18 protein-coding genes and 2 pseudogenes are annotated in these 19,069 nt (G+C 71.2%); 10 read left to right on the top strand and 10 right to left on the bottom strand.

All coding sequences use genetic code 11. The features are described 5' to 3' along the window. Positions 1–38: 38 nt before the first annotated feature. Both ACWFR3_RS43890 and ACWFR3_RS43885 read right to left on the bottom strand, forming a co-directional pair. Entirely contained in the window at positions 39–203 is a 165-nt protein-coding gene (locus ACWFR3_RS43890; protein ID WP_453740303.1) for a hypothetical protein, read from the bottom strand. 106 nt (positions 204–309) lie between these two features. Next, entirely contained in the window at positions 310–1,311 is a 1,002-nt protein-coding gene (locus ACWFR3_RS43885) for a GlxA family transcriptional regulator (RefSeq protein WP_453740302.1), read from the bottom strand. A 69-nt stretch (positions 1,312–1,380) separates the two neighbouring features. On the opposite strand from ACWFR3_RS43885, the gene ACWFR3_RS43880 reads away from it, so the two are divergent. Then, positions 1,381–2,355 (top strand): NADP-dependent oxidoreductase, encoded by a 975-nt coding sequence (locus tag ACWFR3_RS43880; protein WP_453740301.1) that lies wholly within the window; start codon positions 1,381–1,383, stop codon positions 2,353–2,355. A 120-nt stretch (positions 2,356–2,475) separates the two neighbouring features. Here ACWFR3_RS43880 and ACWFR3_RS43875 read toward each other — a convergent pair whose 3' ends face one another. Then, positions 2,476–3,495 (bottom strand): Gfo/Idh/MocA family protein, encoded by a 1,020-nt coding sequence (locus tag ACWFR3_RS43875; protein WP_453740300.1) that lies wholly within the window; start codon positions 3,493–3,495, stop codon positions 2,476–2,478. A 101-nt stretch (positions 3,496–3,596) separates the two neighbouring features. Next, positions 3,597–4,973 (bottom strand): FAD-binding oxidoreductase, encoded by a 1,377-nt coding sequence (locus ACWFR3_RS43870; protein WP_453740299.1) that lies wholly within the window; start codon positions 4,971–4,973, stop codon positions 3,597–3,599. Between the two features lie 226 nt (positions 4,974–5,199). Between ACWFR3_RS43870 and ACWFR3_RS43865 the strand changes: the two genes are divergently transcribed. Beyond that, entirely contained in the window at positions 5,200–7,026 is a 1,827-nt protein-coding gene (locus ACWFR3_RS43865; protein WP_453740298.1) for a GAF domain-containing protein, read from the top strand. A gap of 30 nt (positions 7,027–7,056) precedes the next feature. Here ACWFR3_RS43865 and ACWFR3_RS43860 read toward each other — a convergent pair whose 3' ends face one another. Both ACWFR3_RS43860 and ACWFR3_RS43855 read right to left on the bottom strand, forming a co-directional pair. After that, the gene (locus ACWFR3_RS43860) at positions 7,057–7,782 is read right to left on the bottom strand and encodes an SDR family oxidoreductase (protein ID WP_453740297.1); all 726 of its coding nucleotides are present in this window, start codon (positions 7,780–7,782) and stop codon (positions 7,057–7,059) included. Between the two features lie 170 nt (positions 7,783–7,952). Next, on the bottom strand, positions 7,953–9,308 hold the full coding sequence (locus ACWFR3_RS43855) for an MFS transporter (RefSeq protein ID WP_453740296.1): 1,356 nt from the start codon (positions 9,306–9,308) through the stop codon (positions 7,953–7,955). 255 nt (positions 9,309–9,563) lie between these two features. Between ACWFR3_RS43855 and ACWFR3_RS43850 the strand changes: the two genes are divergently transcribed. Next, the gene (locus ACWFR3_RS43850) at positions 9,564–10,616 is read left to right on the top strand and encodes an MBL fold metallo-hydrolase (RefSeq protein WP_453740295.1); all 1,053 of its coding nucleotides are present in this window, start codon (positions 9,564–9,566) and stop codon (positions 10,614–10,616) included. Between the two features lie 24 nt (positions 10,617–10,640). Here the strand turns inward: ACWFR3_RS43850 and ACWFR3_RS43845 are convergent, their stop codons facing one another. After that, on the bottom strand, positions 10,641–11,228 hold the full coding sequence (locus tag ACWFR3_RS43845; protein ID WP_453740294.1) for a helix-turn-helix domain-containing protein: 588 nt from the start codon (positions 11,226–11,228) through the stop codon (positions 10,641–10,643). 145 nt (positions 11,229–11,373) lie between these two features. On the opposite strand from ACWFR3_RS43845, the gene ACWFR3_RS43840 reads away from it, so the two are divergent. The 4 genes from ACWFR3_RS43840 (at position 11,374) to ACWFR3_RS43825 (ending at position 14,425) form a co-directional block, all read left to right on the top strand. Continuing rightward, on the top strand, positions 11,374–12,066 hold the full coding sequence (locus ACWFR3_RS43840; RefSeq protein ID WP_453740293.1) for a class I SAM-dependent methyltransferase: 693 nt from the start codon (positions 11,374–11,376) through the stop codon (positions 12,064–12,066). A 42-nt stretch (positions 12,067–12,108) separates the two neighbouring features. Continuing rightward, a complete protein-coding gene (locus tag ACWFR3_RS43835; RefSeq protein ID WP_453740292.1) occupies positions 12,109–12,618 on the top strand; it encodes a DinB family protein in 510 nt (169 codons plus the stop codon). Positions 12,619–12,736: 118 nt separating this feature from the next. Then, entirely contained in the window at positions 12,737–13,567 is an 831-nt protein-coding gene (locus ACWFR3_RS43830; RefSeq protein ID WP_453740291.1) for an alpha/beta fold hydrolase, read from the top strand. Between the two features lie 9 nt (positions 13,568–13,576). Further along, positions 13,577–14,425, top strand: coding sequence for a helix-turn-helix domain-containing protein (locus tag ACWFR3_RS43825; protein WP_453740290.1), 849 nt, complete (start codon positions 13,577–13,579; stop codon positions 14,423–14,425). 35 nt (positions 14,426–14,460) lie between these two features. Here the strand turns inward: ACWFR3_RS43825 and ACWFR3_RS43820 are convergent. Beyond that, positions 14,461–15,547: pseudogene (locus tag ACWFR3_RS43820) on the bottom strand (DUF5937 family protein). Between the two features lie 119 nt (positions 15,548–15,666). Here ACWFR3_RS43820 and ACWFR3_RS43815 point away from each other — a divergent pair. Further along, a pseudogene (locus ACWFR3_RS43815) lies at positions 15,667–15,840 on the top strand (MFS transporter); the annotation flags it as partial. Here the strand turns inward: ACWFR3_RS43815 and ACWFR3_RS43810 are convergent. Continuing rightward, complete coding sequence (locus ACWFR3_RS43810) at positions 15,823–16,260, bottom strand: BON domain-containing protein (RefSeq protein ID WP_453740289.1); 438 nt, start codon at positions 16,258–16,260, stop codon at positions 15,823–15,825. The pseudogene ACWFR3_RS43815 and the gene ACWFR3_RS43810 sit on opposite strands and share 18 nt — an antisense overlap. Positions 16,261–16,615: 355 nt before the next feature. Here ACWFR3_RS43810 and ACWFR3_RS43805 point away from each other — a divergent pair, with 355 nt between their 5' ends. After that, positions 16,616–17,518, top strand: coding sequence for an ANTAR domain-containing protein (locus ACWFR3_RS43805; protein ID WP_453740288.1), 903 nt, complete (start codon positions 16,616–16,618; stop codon positions 17,516–17,518). Here the strand turns inward: ACWFR3_RS43805 and ACWFR3_RS43800 are convergent. Further along, positions 17,496–18,683: an MFS transporter gene (locus ACWFR3_RS43800; RefSeq protein WP_453740287.1), complete on the bottom strand. Its 1,188-nt coding sequence runs from the start codon at positions 18,681–18,683 to the stop codon at positions 17,496–17,498. The genes ACWFR3_RS43805 and ACWFR3_RS43800 overlap by 23 nt on opposite strands. 248 nt (positions 18,684–18,931) lie before the next feature. Between ACWFR3_RS43800 and ACWFR3_RS43795 the strand changes: the two genes are divergently transcribed. Beyond that, positions 18,932–19,069, top strand: a 138-nt coding sequence (locus tag ACWFR3_RS43795; RefSeq protein ID WP_453740304.1) for a chaplin family protein, incomplete at its 3' end; no start/stop codon positions are given.

Below are 19,069 nucleotides of genomic sequence, written 5' to 3'. Positions count from 1 at the left end.
GCAAGGGGCAGGTGGGGCGCCGCGGTCAGGCCGTCAGCCTAGAAGTCCATGTCGCCGGCCGGCTTGCGGCCGGGCTCGGGGCGACGGTTCTCCTCGACCCTGTCGACGTCGTTCTGCTCTTCCGGCCGACGGGGCTGCTGCTTGCTGCGCTCCTGCTCGCGGCGGGCGCGGCTCTTGTCCTGGGGGGACTGACGGTTACCCATGCTTGTTCCTTACTTTCAGTGCACGCACCTTTGCGTGCAGTAACGAATCCAGTGCAACCCCACCTCGGATAGCTGGCTGATGCATGTAACTGTGGGTGCCGAGCCGCTACGACGGGACCACCCGGGCGCCGCCGACCGGGGCCCCCGCCTGGAACGTCTTCCGGTACATCTGCGGCGACACTCCGATGGCCGCGTGCAGGTGCTGCCGCAGTGATGTCCCGGTGGCGAAGCCGACCTCCGCCGCGACCCGGTCGACCGACAGGTCACTGGACTCAAGGAGATGCCGCGCCCGGTGCACCCGCTGCTGGATCAGCCACCGGCCGGGACTCATGCCCGTCTCCTCCTGGAAGCGGCGCGCGAAGGTGCGCGGGCTCATCCGGGCGTGCGCGGCCAACTCCCGCAGGGCGAGCGGCCTGTCGAGGTGCTCCAGGGCCCAGGTGCGGGTGGCGGCGGTGCCGGTGGCACCCTCGTCCGGGACGGGCTGCTCGATGTACTGGGCCTGGCCGCCCTCCCGCCACGGCGGGACGACGCAGTGCCTGGCGACCCGGTTGGCGACCGCGCTGCCGTGATCGGAGCGCACGACGTGCAGGCACACGTCGACGCCGGACGCGGCGCCCGCCGAGGTGAGCACGTCGCCGTCGTCGACGAAGAGCACGTCGGGATCCAGGGCGATGTGGGGGTACATCCGCCGGAAATGGTCCGCCAGGGCCCAGTGCGTCGTCGCGGGCCGCCCGTCGAGCAGACCGGCCGCGGCGAGCGTGAAGGCGCCCGTGCAGATGGAGACGATCCGCGTGCCGGGCCTGATCCGGGCGAGCGCGTCGCGCACCGGATCCGGCAGTTCGGCAGTGATGAACTGCAGGTCATACGGCGGCACGATCACCGTGTCCGCACTGTCGAGCGCCTCGGGGCCGTGCCCGACGGTGACGGTGAAGTCGGCGTTGGTGGCCACCGTGCGGTCTTCCGTCGCCGCGCAGGTCACCACCTCGTACGCACCGGGAACCATCGTGAAAACCCGGTTCGGGATCCCCAGCTCGAAGGGGTAGACGCCGTCGAGCGCGAGGACGACCACCCGGTGCGGGCGGCCGGGGAGGAATTCCATCGAGGCCATGGCACGATCCTATCGCTTAATGGCAATCTTGCCATTGCCGAGGTCAGGCCCTTGACGCAGGCTGGGTCCATGACCACGAACGCCACATCCCAGACCGCAGAGCCCACCATGAAGGCGATCACCCAGGACGTCCTGGGCGACCCCGACGTCCTCAGGGAGGTCGAGGTCGCCCGCCCCAAGCCCGGCGTCGGGCAGATCCTCGTCGCCGTGCACGCGGCGGGCGTCAACCCGACCGACTGGAAGCACCGCAGGTTCGGCGCCTTCCTGGGCCAGCCGCCCTTCACCCTCGGATGGGACGTATCGGGTGTCGTCGAGGCGGTCGGCATCGGCGTCTCGCTGTTCAAGCCGGGCGACGAGGTGTTCGGCATGCTGCCCTACCCCTACGGCGCCGGTTCGCACGCCGAGTACGTGACCGGCCCCACCCGCGCCTTCGTGCCCAGGCCCGCCGGGCTGAGCCACGTCGAGGCAGGCGCGCTGCCCCTGGTCGCACTGACCGCCTGGCAGGCACTGGTCGACAACGCCCAGGTGGAGGCAGGACAGCGGGTGCTGGTGCACGCGGCGGCCGGTGGCGTGGGGCATGTCGCGGTGCAGATCGCCAAGGCGCGCGGCGCGTACGTCATCGGCACCGCCTCCGCCGCCAAGCACGACTTCGTGCGCGGCCTGGGCGCGGACGAGGTCATCGACTACCGCAACGCCGACTTCGTGAAGGAGGCCCGCGACATCGACGTGGTCCTCGACCCGCTGGGCGGCGACGACCGGCTGCGCTCCCTGGAGGTACTGAAGCCGGGCGGCATCCTCGTCTCGATCCTGCCGGGCAACTTCGGCGAAGTGACCGCACGGGCCGACGAGTTGGGCGTACGGGCCACGGACATGCTGGTGGAGCACGACCAGGCGGGCATGGCGGCGGTCGCGGCCCTCGTCGAGTCGGGCAAGCTGCGGGTCCACGTCTCGGACACGTACCCGCTCGCCGACGCGGCCAAGGCCCACGCGGAGGGCGAGACGGGCCGCGTAACGGGCAAGCTGGTGCTCACGGTCCGCCCGTAGCCGCCCCGTCCGCGAAGCAACTGGCCCTGCCGGTCCGGGCGTTCTCCGTCCGGACCGGCAGGCGTTCAGGGCCGTTGCCCGGCATCGCGTCGCTCCACGCGTCCTGCCGTACCGGCTCCTCTACTCGTAGAACGCAGGCCGCTCCACCATCGCGACCTCGACGCGTCCGCCCTCCCGCTGGGACACCACACCCGCCTCGCACACCGCCGATGCCGCATAGCCGTCCCAGGTGCTCGGGCCGGTGATCTCGCCTCTGCGGGTGGCGTCCACCCACGCTTGCACCTCGCGGTCGTAGGCGTCCTCGAAGCGTTCGATGTAGTCCGGCGGTACATGGCCTCCCCAGCGGCCTTCGGCGCTTACCCGGGGGCCCGGCTCGTCGCCGATGCGTACGACGCCGCGTTCGCAGACCGCCTCGGCCTGTACCTGGTAGCCGTAGCCGCAGTGGCCGAAGATCTCGACGTCGACGAGTGCGCCCGACGCGGTCTCGAAGAGGATGAACTGGGGATCGTTCATGCCGGCCGGGGCGTGCGAAGTGGGCGCCGGCTTGTGGACGGTGACCGCTGTGATCTCCTGGTCCAGCAGCCAGCGGGTCGCGTCCACCTCGTGGGAGACCGAGCTGCTGATGAGCATCTCGTCGGTGAAGCCCGGCGGCATGTCCAGGTTGCGGTGGCGTTGGTGCAGCATCAGCGCCCTGCCCAACTCGCCGCCGTCCAGGAGCCTTTTGAGCTTGGCGTAGTCGGTGTCGTAGCGCCGCATGAAGCCCACCTGGATGCGTCGGCGGCCGAGCCGCTGCTCCGCCTCCAGGATCCGCAGCGCGGAGGTCGTGTCCGGGGTCATCGGCTTCTCGCACAGCACCGGCAGATCACGGCCGAGGGCTTCGATCAGGGCCGACTCGTGGGCCGGACCGGGAGAGGCGATGAGGACGGCGTCCACGTCCTGCGCCGCCAGGGCGGCCGCCGGTTCGGTGTAGGCCGTGCAGCCTTCGATCGCGTCGGCGAGGGACTTCGCCCGGTCCGCCTCGATGTCGACGACGGCCGTCACCTGCGCTCCGCTGACGACCTCATGGAGCCGGCGTACGTGATCCGCGCCCATCTTCCCGGTGCCGATGACGGCCACGCCGAGTCCTCGCTGAGATGCCATGAGGTGATGTCTCCCCTTCTGGTGCGGGACTCTCCCGCACCTCATCCTCAGCGAGAGGCAACCCTCTCAGCGGCGCACCGTCAACGTCGGCAGCGAAAAGCTCAGGACAGCACCTTGCCGGGGTTCAGCACGCCGTGCGGGTCGAGGGCGTGCTTCACGGCCTGCTGCATGGCCATGACCTCCGGTGTGATCTCCGCGGCGAGGCCGGGGCGTTTGAGCAGGCCCACTCCATGCTCGCCGGTGACCGTGCCGCCCAGGGCGATGGCGTCGGCGATGATCTCGGTGAAGGCCGCCTGGGCGCGGGTGCGTGCGGCGTCGTCGCCGGGCGGGGTGATCAGCAGGGGGTGCAGGTTGCCGTCGCCGACGTGCGCGATGTTGGCGATGAGGATGTCGTGCCGGTTGGCGGTCTTCTCGATGCGGCCCAGCATCTCCGGGATGTGCTCCTTGGGCACGCAGACGTCCTCGGTCAGGACCGGGCCCAGGCGTTCGAGGGCGGGGTAGGCGAGGCGGCGGGCCGCGAACAGGGCGTCGGCCTCGTGTTCGTCGGTGGAGCGCTCGGCCCAGGAGGCGCCTGCCCCGCGGAAGCACTCGACCATGCGCTCGGCCTGGGCGGCGCCGGTCTCGCCCGGCTCGTCGATCCGGCCCAGGAGCACCACGTCGGCGTCGAGCGAGAGGCCCATGTTCTTCCACGCGTCGACGGCCTGCAGGCAATGGCGGTCGATCAGTTCCAGTGCCGAGGGGGTCAGACCCGCCGCGGCGACGGCGCGTACGGCGGCGCCCGCGTCGACGACGGAGCCGAAGTGCCCGGCGACCGTGACCGCGGCCGGCGGCAGGGGCCGCAGGCGGACGGTCACCTCCGTGATGATGCCCAGCGTTCCCTCCGAGCCGACGACGAGCCCCGTCAGGTCGTATCCGGCGACGCCCTTCGCGGTGCGCCGGCCCAGCCGCACGATCTCGCCCAGGCCGTTGACCATCTCCAGGGCCAGGACGTAGTCGCCGGTGACGCCGTACTTGACGCAACAGGCCCCGCCGGCGTTGGTGGCGACGTTGCCGCCGATGGTCGACCAGGGGGAGCTGGCGGGGTCGGGCGGGTACCACAGGCCGTGCTCGGCGGCCCTCTCCCGCAGATGGTCGTTGATGACGCCGGGCTGGACGACCGCGAACCGCTCCAATGGGTTCACGTCGACGATCTGGTCCATGGCTTCCAGCGCCACGACCACGTACCCCTCACCGGAGTTGGCGCCCCCGGAAAGGCCGGTGCCCGCTCCGCGGGCGACGACGGGGGTGCGGTGACGGATACAGGCGCGGACCGTCTCGGCGACGTCTTGGGTGGACGTCGCGCGGACGACGGCCGCGGGGCGACCGCTGGGCGCCCATGCCGCCTGGTCACTGCGGAAGGCCTCGACGCTGTCCGGATCGGTGAGTACCCGGTCGGCTGGGATGTGCTCGAGGATCTCTCGAACGACCGCGGCGCTCATCGTGTGTCCTCTCGGTGGGTTCGCCCCGAGGCGGGCATTCCGGTGGCATGCATACCTGTATCCGTCTCCTTTGCGCAGTACAGCCGGGCCGGCGCGGGCGGTGCTGCTGATGTCGATCGAAACACGGCGGCGCGGCGATCCGTACGGAGACAATCTCCACGCTCCGGCCCCCGCCACGGAGAGACCCTCCACCGTGCGCTTCCGGGACCCACTGCATCATGAAGGCGTGCATACGACCGAGAATCGCTGGCTGCGGCTGCTGTCCGAGGCCCCCTCCCCCGACGCGATCGACTCGCTGCGCCTGGCGCTCGTCGCCGAGGGGCGCTCCGCCGAGGAGGTAGAGGACTCCGCCGCGCATGCCCGCGAGATCCTGCGGCGCATGACCCGCCAGCAGCGGGAGTCGGCCGAGCTGTCGGCGCTCAATGACCTGGCCCGGCGCCTGGGGGCACTGACCGCCTCCAGCGGGGTACTGCGGGAGGTGGCGGCGCACGCGCGGCGGCTGCTGTCCGTCGACCTCGCGTACATCATGGTCCGCCACGACGACCAGCGGCTGCGGATCGAGACCGTCGACGGGTCGATGGGCTCGACCCTGCGGGGCATCGAACTCGAACCGGGAGAAGGGCTCGGCGGGCTCGTGCTGCGCAGCGGGGCGCCGAGGTCCACCACCTGCTATCGCGAGGACCCGGCCCTCACCCGCACCCCGGCCGTCAACCGGGCGGCGGCGGCCGAGCAGCTCGGCGGGATCCTGGGCGTGCCGATGATCGTCGACGACGAGCCGGTCGGGGTGCTGCTCGCCGCCGACCGCGGCCCGCGCACCTTCACCGACCGCGAGGTGGAACTGCTCGCCGCGCTGGCGGCTCACGCGGCGGTGGCGCTGCGCAATGCCGCGCTCATCGCGGATCTGCGCGAGGCCAATCTGACGCTGCGGCGCAGCGACTCCCTGCGCCGCTCGGAGGCGGAGCTGCGCGACCGGCTCACGGACGTGGTGGTCGGCGGGGGCGGCTACCGCCAGGTCGCCGAGACCATCACGGGCGCGACCGGTCTGACCGTGTCGGTCCTCGATTCGCACGGCGCTCTGCTCGCCGGCCCGGAGTGCGTGTGCCCTGCGTCCTGGACGGACGACGAGCCGCAGTCCCCCCGCCCCTTCCGGCACGACGGCCGCCACGGTGTGGCGCTGCCTGTCGTCGTGCGCGGCGGGCAGGCCGGCTCACTGGTCGCCACCGGGGAGCAGGAGTTTCACGACGAGGACGTACGGCTGCTGTCGATCGGCGCGCTCACCGTGGCACTGGTGGCCGCGCTGGAACGCTCGGTCCTGGAGACGCAGTTGCGCACCCGCGGCGAGGTGCTGACCTCACTGCTCTCCGCGGAGGCCGACGAGGCCGGGGTGCGGCGCCGCGCGCTGGGCGCGGGCATGGACGTCGACTCCGTCGCGGCCGTGGCCGTCGTGGAGGCCCGCGACACCGACCACACGGCCGACCAGATCGCCAGGCTCGCCCAGGAGACATCGGGCTGGAGCGCCCAGCTCGGCGACCACATCACGTTCCTGGTGCCCGGTCTCGACCTGGCCGCGCTCAGGGCGCTGATGGAGCCGCGCGGTCTTTCCGGGCCCGTGGGCGTGGCCGCGTGCGGGCGCGGCGTCGCGGAGATCCGCCGGGCGCACCGGGAGGCGCGGCAGACGGCGACGATGCTGCGGGCCCTCGGCCGGCACGGAGCGGTGGCCGAGCCGGCCGAACTGGGCGCCTACCGTTCCCTGTTCACCCAGGCGGGCACCGACGAGGCCAGGGTGTTCGTGCGCGCGACCGTGGGCCCGCTGCTCGACCATGACCGGGAACGGGGCCGGGGCGGCGACCTGGCGGCGACGATCTCGCTCTACCTGGCCAACGCACAGCACCACGCCCGCACCTGCTCGGACCTGCACATCCACGCCAATACGCTCTACCAGCGCCTCAACCGGGCCGACGACCTGCTCGGCGAGGGCTGGCGCGGGGCGGACCGGGCTCTGGACATCCAACTCGCGCTGCGTCTGCACGAGTTGGCGGGGCGGCTCGGCTGACGAGCGGCCCGGGCCGAAAGGCGGTGGCGCTCAGGAGAGCCCGCCCGTCACCCGCAGGTTCTGGCCGGTCATCCACCGCCCGTCCGGGCCGGTGAGGAACGCGACGACATCGGCCACGTCGGACGGCTGCCCCAGCCGGCCAAGAGGTGTCATGCCGGTGACCGCCTGGAGAGCCTGTGGCGGATTGGTTCCGCGCAGCATCTCGGTGTCGGTCGCCCCGGGAGAGACGGTGTTGACGGTGATGCCGCGCGACCCGAGCTCCCGGGCCGCTACAGCCGTCAGCTGCTCGATGGCACCCTTGCTCGCCGCGTACGGCCCGATGCCCGGGACCGGCCGCACGGTGTTCATCGTCGAGATGTTCACGATCCGGCCGCCGTCGCGCATGTGCCGGGCCGCATAACGCATGGTCAGGAAGACCGCCCTGGTGTTGCCCGCCATCACGCCGTCGAACACCTCCGTTTCGGTCTGGGCGAGCGGGGTCGGCGTGAAAGACACGGCAGCGTTGTTCACCAGGATGTCCAGGCCGCCGAGATGCGCCTCGGCGGCCTCCATCAGCCGCTCCGGCCCGTCCGACTCCCTCAGGTCCAGCCGCATTGCCCGGGCCTTGCCGCCGTCCGCCTGCACAACTCGGACCACGTCGGCCGCGGCTTCCTCACTGGTGGCATAGTTGAAGACCACCTCCGCCCCGTCGCGGCACAAACGCTCGACGATCGCCCGGCCGATGCCCCGCGATCCCCCGGTGACGACAGCAGTCATACCTTGCAGCACTGTTCCTCCGCACTGGCGAAATCGTGGTCTGGAGGTCCGAACGTACTGGTGCCACCGCCCTTGCTCGGGTGGTTTCGCCGAGCGCGATACAGATGATCGGCCAGTCAACTGCCGCAAAGGGAAATGGGGTTGGCTTCACCCAGTCCCGGCAGAGGCTCTCACGAGCCGACGGCCCTTTCGGCGGTCGGAGGAGCAAGTGCCGCCGTGTCACCGCCCTTTGCCCGCGGCCCCTCGCGCAGTACGGCCGCGCCCACCCCGGATGCCACCATCACGATGCCGACGATCCACAGTCCGGTGTCGAGGTCCCCGGTCGCGTCGCGGGCCCACCCCGTCACATACGGGGCGAGGAAGCCCGAAGCGTTGCCCAGGGTGTTGATGAGCGCGATTCCCGCCGCCGCTCCGGCGCTCGTCAGGACCGTGGGCGGGAAGTGCCAGAAGGCCGGCAGTGCGCAGAAGATGCCGATCGCCGTGACGGTGACCAGGAGCATGACCGCGTAGGGGGAATCCACGTACAGGGCGACCGGGATCGTGAGGCCGCCCACGACGGCCGGTCCTGCCAGGTGCCAGCGCCGCTCCCCCGTGCGGTCCGAGTGGCGGCTCCACAGCACCATCGCGATCGCTCCGGCGACGAAGGGGATGGCCACGATGGCGCCGGTCTGCACCAGGCTGAACTCGGTGTGGAAGCGGTCGGAGAACCCGGCGACCATCGTCGGCCCGAAGAACGACAGGGCGTAGAGGCCGTACACGACCCCGAAGTAGATGCCGCCCAGGGCGAGCACCTTGCCGCTGAGCAGGGCACGCCAGGGCGAGCCCTCCGCGGCCGGTGCGAGTTCGGCCCGTTCGGCTTCCAGGGCGGAGGTGAGCGCACGGCGTTCGTCGGGGGTGAGCCATGTGGCGTCCTCGGGCCGGTCGGTGAGGTAGAACCAGCAGATCACGCCGAGCGCGACGGCCGGCACGCCTTCCAGCAGGAACATCACCCGCCAGCCCTCGAGCCCCAGGAACCCGTCGAAGTACGTGATGATCGCGGTGGACAGCGGCGCCCCCACCGCGCTGGACAGGGGGATGGCGACCAGGAACACACCGATCAGCCGCACCCGTTCGGCCCTGGGCAGCCACCACGTCAGGAACAGCATGATGCCCGGGAAGAAGCCCGCCTCCGCGATGCCAAGCAGCACGCGCACCGCGTAGAGCTGCCCGGAGGACTGCACGAAGGCGAGGAGCATCGCGCACAGTCCCCACGTCACCATGATGCGGGCGATCCAGCGCCGCGCGCCGAAGCGGTGCAGGGCTAGGTTGCTCGGCACCTCGAACAGCAGGTAGCCGATGAAGAACAGCCCCGAGGCGAGTCCGAACATGGTCTCCGTGAGCCCGAGGTCCTCGCTCATCGTCAGCTTGGCGAAGCCGATGTTCGTGCGGTCCAGATAGTTGACGAAGTACACGAGGCCCAGGAAGGGGATGAACCTTCGGGCGACCTTGCGCAGTGCGCTGCGGCGCAGTGTCCCGGCTTCCGTCATCGACGACTCCTCATGTCCCTGTGCTGGGTGAACTCATGTCCCTGTGCTGGGGAAACGCATGTCCCCGTGCTGGGCGAACGACCGTTTTGCCAGGCGAGCCCGCTCACCGTAGGCAGGCGGTCGCGGCAGGGACAGGGAGAAGTTCTCCCGCCTCGGCAGGCATCGGTGGAGAAACCGTCCATCCCGCAGGGCCCGTGCACCTCACTACCGTCCGGACGGCTGCAGAAATGTCCGACCGGTGAAGGAGCGGAAGCGATGGAGCCAGGAAGAACTGCGAGCGCGGCACGTACGGCTCGGCACGCGTTGCGTACTGCGGCTGCGGTCATGACGGGTGTGGTCGTCGGCTTGGCCTGTGCGGCGGGTCCGCCCGACACGACCGCGGCGGCGGGCAGCTCAGCCTCCGCGGACGGCAAGCACACACCACAGGTACGGCAGGCCCTCGACGACGCCTCCCACGCGACGCGCACCACGCCCTTCCTGCAGAACGCCCGCGTCGAGTGGTGCCGGCAGATCGAGACCGTCTCGCCGACGGGCAACCCGCCCGAGTGGGCGGAGCAGTTGGCCGACCGGGACACCGGTTACAACGGCGAGCACATCTTCGAGAACGTCGTGTTCCTCGGCTACCCGGGCACGAGCGCCTACGCGATCAAAACCACTGAAGGGATCGTCCTCGTCGACGCCCTGTGGAACGAGTCCGACGCACGCAACGTCATCGTCCCCGGCCTGACCGCGGCGGGCCTCGACCCGAAGGACATCACACACATCGTCCTCACCCACGAACACGAGGACCACTACGGCGGCGCCACCTACCTCAAGAAGACCTACGGTGCGAAAGTCGTGGCAGGCGCGGCGGGCGAAGCCGGTCTCCCGGCGACGCTGAAACCCCTCGACCGCGCGATCTCCGGGCCGACCACGCTCACCTTCGGCTCCACCCGCATGCACCTGCTGCCCACGCCGGGGCACACCCCGGGCACGGTGTCGATCACTGTGTCGGTCAGGGACTTCGACGGGCGTCGGCACGTCGCCGGGATCTGGGGCGGCACGGCCCAGCCCGCCACGCTCGAAGGGCGCCTGCAGATGGCCGCGTCCCTGGCCGCCTTCCGTAAGGCGGCCGGGAAGCAGCACGTCGATTCCGTACTGAGCACCCATCCGTTCCTGGTCATGGGCACCCGCAATATCGATGCACTGCGTGCACACGGCACCCGGCCGAACCCGTTCGTGATCGGCGAGCAGGAGGTGGGCCGGAACTTCGCGGTGATGGCGTCGTGCGTGAAGGCGGGGGTTCTGCAGAAGCAGAAGCAGAAGTGAGCATGCGCGCCGGGATGCGGAAGGTCAGTGCCCGGCGGGTGCCAGATGTGCGCGCTCGCCCTGCGCGCCGAACAGGGCGAGCAGCTCCGCGGGTTGGCTGTCCGCGCTGCCGATCCAGTGCGGTACGCGGGTGTCGAACTCCGCGGCCTCTCCGGCGCCGAGCCGGAACTCCCGCTCGCCGAGGATGAACCTGACGTGCCCGTCGAGGACGTAGAACCACTCGTATCCCTCGTGGGTCTGCAGGTTCCTGGTGCGTGCCTGTCCGGCGGGCGGATAGATGACCTTGTAGGCCTGGATGCCGCCGGCCCGCGGGGTCAGCGGCACCATCACGAGGCCGGATCGCCGCACGGGTCGCAGATGCACGCGGGGGTCGCCGGTGGGCGGCGCGGCGACGAGATCGTCGAGCGGGACGCCGTGTGCCCGGGCCAGGGGCAGCAGCTGTTCCAGCGTGGGGCGGAGCTTGCCGTTCTCCAGACGGGACAGCGTGCTCGCCGTGAGGCCGGTCTCCCCGGCCAGCGCCGCCAGCGTGGCGCTGCGCGCCTGGCGCAGGGCGCGCAGCCGCGGTCCGACTCCGGCCAGAACGTCTCCTGTGGGGTCTACGGGGTTGTCCATGCCCCCGATAATGCGGATCCGCAACTTTCCTTGCAAGAGCGAAACGGTGCTGCCGATGCTGTCGGTACATCACCGCGGCGTCGACGGCTCCTATCGGATCCGTTCGGCCCGCGGGCCGACGAGGGAAGCAAGGGGAACGACGCACATGGATTCCACCCGACGCCCGGGACCCGACACCGACACCGACACCGACGCCGAAGGCGACACAAACACGGCGGGCAAGGACGCCGAGCTGTTCTGGGAGCGGCACTACCGCGCCCGCCCCGCCACAAGCGCCCGCGTCAACCCGCTGCTCGCCGAAACCGCCGCACCGCTGCACCCCGGCGCCGCCCTTGACCTGGGATGCGGCGCAGGCGGCGACACCATCTGGCTCGCCCGGCAGGGCTGGCAGGTCACGGCCGTGGACATCTCCACCACTGCCGTCGAACGCGTACGGGAACGCGCCCGCGATCTCGGCATCGCGGACCGGATCGCCGCGGAGCAGCACGACCTGGCCGTCAGCTTCCCGGCCGGCCGGTTCGACCTCGTCTCCGCCCAGTACTTCCAGACCCCGTTCGCCCTGCCCCGCAGCCACGTCCTGCGCACCGCCGCCCGCGCCCTGCGGCCCGGCGGCCTCCTGCTGATCGTCGACCACGGCTCCACCGCACCCTGGTCCTGGGACCAGAACCCCGACATCCACTACCCCACGCCCACCGAGATCGCCGCCGAACTCGCCCTCGACCCCGCGCACTGGTCCATCCTGCGCGCCGACATGCCCCACCGCCGGGCCACCGGACCCGCCGGCGAAACGGCCACCGTCATCGACAACGTCCTGCTCATCGAGCGTACGCCCCGATGACCTCGCGACCTCTTCAACTCCCCGCAGGAAAGGAGCCGTTCGATGCCGGCTAACCGTACACAGCGCCCCCGGACCCGGGCCAAGGACACCGGCCCTCCCCGGACCGGCGCCGACGAGAAGGCCACCCTGCGGGGCTTCCTCGACTATCTGCGGAACGCGATCGCCGACAAGGTCGAAAGCGCACCGGAACCGCAGGTGCGCACGGGCAAAGTCCCCTCGGGCACCAATCTCCTGGGCCTGCTCAAGCACCTGACGTGCGTCGAACGGTTCTACTTCCTGGGCGAAGATGCCGGGGACTGGCGCGCCACGATGCGGCCGTCCGCGCAGGACACCGTCGACAGCGTGCTCGCCGGCTACCGGGACGCCGTAGAGCTCGCGAACCAGGCCATCGACGCCTGCCCGGATCTGGCTCTTCCCGCCCCGCGCGCCCCACGCCGGGGGCCGGCTCCTTCGATGCGCTGGGTCCTGGTGCACATGATCGAGGAGACCGGCCGTCATGCGGGCCACGCCGACATCCTGCGCGAGCAGATCGACGGTTCCACCGGGCGCTGACCTGTCGCGACACCGGTCACGACGCCGGTCGCGATGAGGGGGGGAAGCCGCCCCCGGCGCCAGTGCAGACGACATTTGTACAAGACTGGCGCTCGACGGCCCGTGCACCATCCCAGGCATGAATGCGTATGAAGCTGAGCTCTCGCACGGGATGCACGTGGTTCACGACGGTCCGCGGCAGGCGCCGCCGCTGCTGCTCATCCACGGCTCGGGAGCCTCGGGCGGCTCCTGGCTGCCGACGATCCCGGCGCTCGCCGCACGTCATCACGTCATCCGGGTCGACCTCCCGGGCTGCGGCCAGTCGCCGCCCGCGGCGTCCTACGACGTACCGGCCGTAGCGGGCCGTCTGGCGGCGCTGCTCGACGACCTAGGTCTGCGTCAGGTGTCCGTGGCCGGGCATTCCAGCGGGGGTTATGTCGCGACCGCACTGGCCGAACAGCGTCCCGACCTGGTGGGTGCGATCGCGCTGATCAGCACCGGTCCGAGTCTGGACGCGCTCCTGCCCCAGCCGTTGATCCTTCGGGTCCTGTTGGGCCCGCCCTTCGGCCGGCTCGTCTGGTCGATGCGTTCGGACGCATGGGTCCGCAGCGGGATCAGGGCGACGACCGCCCGCGCGGTGGAGGTCCCGGACGAGTTGGTCGCCGGGGTGCGGGGCATCACGTATGGCGCGTTCCGGGCCGTGCTGCGCGCGAACTCCGCGTACATCGCCGAGCGCAGCGTGCCCCGGCGTCTGGCCGCGCTCGATGTCCCGGTCCTGGTGATCTCCGGTGCCGCCGACCCCCGTTGGGAGCCGTCGTCGGCGCGCCGGTACGAGGCTGTCCCCGACGCGCGGGTCGAACTGCTTCCGGAGGTCGGGCACATACCGCTGCTCGAAGCGCCCGAGGCGACCAGCGAGCTGCTGCTGGACTTCACCGCGGCAGGCGCTGACGCCCCCTCCCCCGAGGCCTAGGCTGACGGCATGCCGCCGACGGGGACGAGAGCATTCGACTGGACGATGTTCGACATCGCGGTTCCGCGCCCGTCGGTTCGGCTGCCGGGGGTCGCCATGGCCGGGTTCCGCTACCGGGTCCCCGAACCAGTGGAGATCGCCATGGTCGCGCACCCGTCCATCACCCTGCTCGTCGACCTGAGCGAGGAGGAAGAACTCGCCTACGACGCCGGTGGCCGGCCCGGCTGCGGCAGTGTAGTCATCGGACTGCTTCCCGGCGCTCTGCGGGCCAGCGCCAGGCGGGGCGCATGTCTCCAGATCCGGCTGGAGCCGACGGTGGCGGCTGCGGTCCTTGGCGCATCGGCCGAACTCACCGGGGCGGTGGTGTCCCTGCAAGACGTCTGGGGACCCGACGCGGAGCGGGCCGAGGCCAGGCTGCGGGGTGCCGGGTCGTGGGACGAGAGGTTCACGGCCGCGGCAGAACTCATCGGCCGCAGGCTGGGCGACCGGCCACCGATCGATCCGGAGGTCGCCCACATCTGGCGGCGGACGCACACCAGCAGGGGGCGGGTGCGGGTCGAGGGCCTGGCGCAGGAGGTCGGCTGGAGCCGCAAGCGCCTCTCGGCCCGCTTCCACGCCCAGCTCGGCATCCCGCCCAAACGCGCCGCCCGCCTTGTGCGGTTCGACCACGCCGTCCATCTGCTGGCGGCGGGAGGCTCCGCGGCCGGTGTCGCCGCCGAGTGCGGATACGTCGATCAGTCCCACCTGCACCGCGAGGTGCGGGCGTTCGCCGGGCTCACGCCTGCGGGCGTGGCCGTCGCGCCGTGGCTCGAGGTGGACGACGTGGCGTGGCCCGCTTCCTCGCCGGCCCGGAGCTGAGGCTCACTGGTCGGGGCGCTCCGCGAACTCTGCTCCTAGCGCAGCACGGCCGCCAGCAGATCGGTGCCCAGGGCCGTCATCGCGGGCAGGTCGAGGGCGTAGTGGATGTAGCGGCCCTTGCGCTGGGCCGTCAGCAGGCCGGCGCGGCGCATCACGGCCAGGTGGCGGGAGACCTCGGGGGGCGTCAGCTGCCAGGCGTGGGCCAGCTCGCCGGTGGTGTGCGGGCCGCGGGCCAACGTACGCAGCAGCCGCAGCCGGACCGGATGGGAGAGTGCCTCAAGGCGCAGCCCGACCGTCTCCAGGGGCACCGGCCCGGGGGGGGTCCGGCTCCGTCACGGGGTATTGCACCACCGGCTGCCAGCCGGGCGCGTGGACCACCACCAGGTGCGGGCTGTTGAAGACGCTGGGGATGAAGGTGACCCCGCCGGGATGGGCGGCGGTCGCCTTGTCCTGCAGCTTGTCCACGATGATGCGGTCGCCGCCGGGCGCCAGGGCCACCGCGCCGGAGACCGACGCGAGCGCCGCCCCGATGCCCTGGTGCTTGAGCGGGTCGTTCTTCAGGCGCAGGTCGGCGGCGAGCTGTATGGCGGCGCCGCTCCAGGCGGCGTCGAAGAAGGCCTCGGCGCACTGTTCGAGGGTGCGGCGCACCCGTGCCCGCAGCGCGGCGGGATCCGCGAGCAGCCGTTCGGCGAAGGCCTCTTGGCGCGCCCCGCGGGCCTGGGCCAGATCCAGGGCCCGCTCGCGCGCAGCCGCATCCGTGAGGGGTGATGGTGCGGCGGTGCGCACCCGGTTGCTGCCGCACGTGGTGACCAGCGCGGCGGTCACGTACGTGTCGTCATCGATCCGGTCCACGTCGTCCAGCTCCCGGGCCAGCGTGGGGTGCGGGCGTGCGGGGAGCAGGAAGTCGGCCTGGGAGGAACGCCAGAGGAACTCCGCCTCCCGCAACCGCTCGGCCAGCTCCGGTCGCAGCGAGGTGCGCACGTCCGCGGCCCAGCCGGCGAGATGCGGATGATGCGCGGGGGCGGCCAGCACATGCAGCATCGCGGTCAGCTCGGCCAGCGGGGATGCGGCGAACCTCAGCCGGTCGGACGGCGGGCCGGGGAGGTCGATGCGCAAGGTCATCCCTTCATCATCGCTGGCCGGACGGCCACTGAAGGCGCCGGTTGACGGGGCCCGTCAACCGGCGGGCCACCTCCGGGCGGCCGGACGCACGGTGGGCCCCATGCCCACCACCCTCAAGATCAGCCCGCGCCCCGGCCCGTACCCTGGCCCGCTTCGAGATCTCCACCGGCTTCGGCCTCGCCGTCTCGCCGTCCGTCATCACCGTGCTCGCCCTGCACGGCGCCACCGCTCTGTGGGGCACCCTCGCCGCCACGCTCGTCTCCTCCGCCGCGCCGCTACGCCGGGGCGCGTAGCACCAGTCCGGGGAAGAGGTCGTTCGCGTCGGCCAGGACGGGATGGTTCGCGGCAAGGAGCCGCTTGCCGGCGGCGGGGTCGTGGTAGATGCGCCGGGCCACGTCGGCGAGCGTTTCGCCTTCCTGGACGGTGACGAAGCGCGGGGCAAGCCCCTCCTGCCCGGCGTCCACCCGGTCCTCGACCTCCGTCACCCCGACGACGTTGCCCAGCGCGAGCAGGATCTTCTCTTTCTGCTCCTGCATGGCGGCATCCCCGGCGACGGTCACCTTGGACCCCTCGACGCTCACCCGGAAGTGGTCATGCGTCAGCCCCAGGTCCTCCAGGCGTCCCTTGAGCTGGGCTGCCGCCTTGTCCGGCTCGCTCGCCAGGGGCACCCCGAGCTGGTGCCCCGCCTCCGTCGTGAAGCTGTACTTCACCATGTGCCCTCCGATGTCGCGTCGCGTCGCGAGGCGATCTCAGAGTCGTCCTCGCCATTCGCCTTCTCGCCCCCCTATCTACCCCACTCAAGAGACACCTCTCGCTCAAGTGCCCCGCAAGTCGGTATTGTGACCGGCTTCGTCCTGAGCCCCGATTCACCGGCCCGCACCCCGCAACCGCTTGCTGCGGCGTCCGACTTTCAGGGGGGTCATCACACGGCGAACACGCCGGGTTAAGGTCGCCATGTGTGAGAGCAGCGGGCCACCCAGCAAACCGGGCTGGACCTGGCCGGCATCGGCGTGACAGCTTCACGGCCGCTGCTCACTGATCGATGAGAAAGACGGTGCGGGTGCCGCCATGGAAGACAACGTGACGAACATGCCATCCGTGCCCTCGCCCGACGACCAGCCCGGGTCCCCGCTGTCCCTCTCCCCCGCCGAAGAGTCGGAACAGCTCAGGGCCACCGCCGAGCAGCTGCGCGAGCAGGTGTCCGAGCTCGAGGTCCAGGCGCGTGCGCGCACCAGAATCGCCCTGGCCGAGGGCGTGCTGGTCGAGCGGTATCGCCTGGCGAACGCCGAGGCGGCGTTCACGCTGCTGCGCCAGGCATCCCAGCGCGCCAACATCAAACTGCACCAGCTGGCCGCCGCCGTGGCCCGGACACCGGGACCCGCACCGGGTGCCCGGGTGTGGCTCAGCGGCCGTGCACAGCATCCGATACCCGACCTGGCCGCGCTCGAGGCCGGCACGCTCAACGCGGCCAACCAGGGCGAGGTCCTGGGCGCCGCGCTGCAGCGCGTCCTGACCGTCACCGGTACGGACATGGGAAACGTGCAGCTGGTCGAGGACGGCGTGCTGCGCATGGCCAAACATGCCGGTCTGTCACGGCAGTTCACCGACTACTTCGCTTTCGTCGACGGCAACACCTCGTGCGCCCGCGCCGCCGCCGCCAGCCACCAGGTCACCGTCAAGGAGGTGGCCTCATCGGCCGGCTTCGATGACGAAACGCGCCGGGTGATCCTCACCGCCGGCAGCCGCGCCTGCCACAGCATCCCGCTCGTCGACGACCAGGACACCGTCCTCGGAGTCATCTCCTCCCACCACGCCAGCCCTTTGCTCGGCTTCACCCAGGCGCAGCTGCGGGCCCTGGACGCCACCGGCCGCACCCTCGGCAGCTGGATCAAGTGGCACCAGCGCACCGTCCTCCTCGACGCCCTGGAAGACCTGCACCAGCTCGCCATCAATTCCCCCCGACAGCGGTAGCGGCAGCAGCTTCCCGCCGGGGCCGGGTTCGCGTGCCCCAGCGTTCGAGCGACGGCCCGGCGGCGCCCACGGCGGCGAAGAACGCGCCGAGCAGGAGCCAGCCGGTCGTGCCCAGTCCCAGCACGACGGTGGTGAGGATGGCGGGCGCGAGCGCCTGGCCCGCACTGAAGCCGATCCCGAGAAGGCCCTGGTACTGCCCCTGGGCATGGTCCGGTGCCAGGCCGAAGCCCAGGGCGAAACCGGCCGAGGACTCCCAGATCTCCCCGAGGCTGTGCACGAAGATCGCCGCTATGACGAGGCCGGCGGCCGCCCACATGGGAGCGTGCGCGCTCAGGGCCATCATCGGACAGCTGAGGAGGAAGAGCAGCCCTGCCGTGCGGAACGCTCTGCCGCCGTCGTGAGGGGTCTCGATGCGGGATCCGATTCTGGTCTGCAACAGGACGCAGACCGCGGAATTGATCGCGGATACCGCGGCCACGGTCCAGCGCGGCGCGTCGGTGTGCTCCGAGATCCAGATCGGCAGCAGCAGGGACACCACCGGGTACTGCAGTCCCATCGCACCGAAGAGGGCCGTGAAGGTCACGAACGGACGGTCGGTGAGAGCGATCCAGCGGCGCTGCCTCGGCGGTGGCGCCATGGCCCGGTAGTTGGGGAGCAGGAACAGGAAGAGAGCACACAGCGCAAAGCTGGCCGCATTGCCGAGAATCAGCACGGTGTAGGCCGTACGCGTATTCGCCGCCACCGCGAATCCGGCACCCACGGTTCCCAGGACGACGCCCAGATTGACGTACGTCCGCAGTTTGGCCCTGAACAGTGCCGGGCGGTCGGTACCGACCCGCACCACGAGAGCTCCCCAGGCCGCGCCACCAGTGGCTGCGGCAAGCTGGTCCACGGTGGCGATGACCGCGAGGCCGACCCAGCTCTCCACGAGCATGAGAGCGGACATCGCCCCCGCCTGAACCGCCAGAGCGAGCATCATGATCGTGCGCGGCCCGCGTCGATCGGCCAGGTGCCCTCCCGGTATCCCCGCGAGCAGGCCGATCAGGCCTGCGACCGTGAGGGCGGCACCCACCTGCACTGCCGGCAGTCCCACGACCAGCGTGAAGTAGAGCGCCGACGCCGAGTTGAACAGTCCGTTGCCGACCCGGTTCACGAAGCTGGCCACGATCAGTACACGCTCTGACCTGTTGCCCCCCGCTATCCGGCCTATCCGGCCTGTCCCGCCGAACGATCTCCCCTTGATCATGGGCGCAGGCTAGCAGCGGCCGCCCGCCCCCTCAGGGTGCGCCGGGTGGCCCATGGCCGCTTGGCCCGAGCGGGTGACGCGGCTGGTCTCTTCGGGGCACGGGTGTTAACGCAGCCGCCCGCCGGAGAACGACTTGAGTGATCGCCTCCACCTGAAGGAGCACAACCATGCGTGTTCGTACTGCCTTTGCTGCCGCCGCTCTGGCCGCCACCGCCATTCTCGGCGCAGCCGGCTCCGCCGCTGCCGACGCCGGCGCGGAAGGCTCCGCCTCCAAGTCGCCGGGTGTCCTGTCCGGCAACACCGTT

The organism is Streptomyces sp. NPDC055189 (assembly GCF_053606765.1).
Note: the sequence above shows the minus strand (reverse complement) of the source record. Positions and strands in the feature narration are given on the sequence as shown.

What these genes read in the sequence shown, in the direction of transcription:
- ACWFR3_RS43890 (WP_453740303.1), bottom strand. Translation starts at nt 203, where the DNA reads ATGGGTAACCGTCAGTCCCCCCAGGACAAGAGCCGCGCCCGCCGCGAG.
- ACWFR3_RS43885 (WP_453740302.1), bottom strand. Translation starts at nt 1,311, where the DNA reads ATGGCCTCGATGGAATTCCTCCCCGGCCGCCCGCACCGGGTGGTCGTC.
- ACWFR3_RS43880 (WP_453740301.1), top strand. Translation starts at nt 1,381, where the DNA reads ATGACCACGAACGCCACATCCCAGACCGCAGAGCCCACCATGAAGGCG.
- ACWFR3_RS43875 (WP_453740300.1), bottom strand. Translation starts at nt 3,495, where the DNA reads ATGGCATCTCAGCGAGGACTCGGCGTGGCCGTCATCGGCACCGGGAAG.
- ACWFR3_RS43870 (WP_453740299.1), bottom strand. Translation starts at nt 4,973, where the DNA reads ATGAGCGCCGCGGTCGTTCGAGAGATCCTCGAGCACATCCCAGCCGAC.
- ACWFR3_RS43860 (WP_453740297.1), bottom strand. Translation starts at nt 7,782, where the DNA reads ATGACTGCTGTCGTCACCGGGGGATCGCGGGGCATCGGCCGGGCGATC.
- ACWFR3_RS43855 (WP_453740296.1), bottom strand. Translation starts at nt 9,308, where the DNA reads ATGACGGAAGCCGGGACACTGCGCCGCAGCGCACTGCGCAAGGTCGCC.
- ACWFR3_RS43850 (WP_453740295.1), top strand. Translation starts at nt 9,564, where the DNA reads ATGGAGCCAGGAAGAACTGCGAGCGCGGCACGTACGGCTCGGCACGCG.
- ACWFR3_RS43845 (WP_453740294.1), bottom strand. Translation starts at nt 11,228, where the DNA reads ATGGACAACCCCGTAGACCCCACAGGAGACGTTCTGGCCGGAGTCGGA.
- ACWFR3_RS43840 (WP_453740293.1), top strand. Translation starts at nt 11,374, where the DNA reads ATGGATTCCACCCGACGCCCGGGACCCGACACCGACACCGACACCGAC.
- ACWFR3_RS43835 (WP_453740292.1), top strand. Translation starts at nt 12,109, where the DNA reads ATGCCGGCTAACCGTACACAGCGCCCCCGGACCCGGGCCAAGGACACC.
- ACWFR3_RS43830 (WP_453740291.1), top strand. Translation starts at nt 12,737, where the DNA reads ATGAATGCGTATGAAGCTGAGCTCTCGCACGGGATGCACGTGGTTCAC.
- ACWFR3_RS43825 (WP_453740290.1), top strand. Translation starts at nt 13,577, where the DNA reads ATGCCGCCGACGGGGACGAGAGCATTCGACTGGACGATGTTCGACATC.
- ACWFR3_RS43810 (WP_453740289.1), bottom strand. Translation starts at nt 16,260, where the DNA reads ATGGTGAAGTACAGCTTCACGACGGAGGCGGGGCACCAGCTCGGGGTG.
- ACWFR3_RS43805 (WP_453740288.1), top strand. Translation starts at nt 16,616, where the DNA reads ATGGAAGACAACGTGACGAACATGCCATCCGTGCCCTCGCCCGACGAC.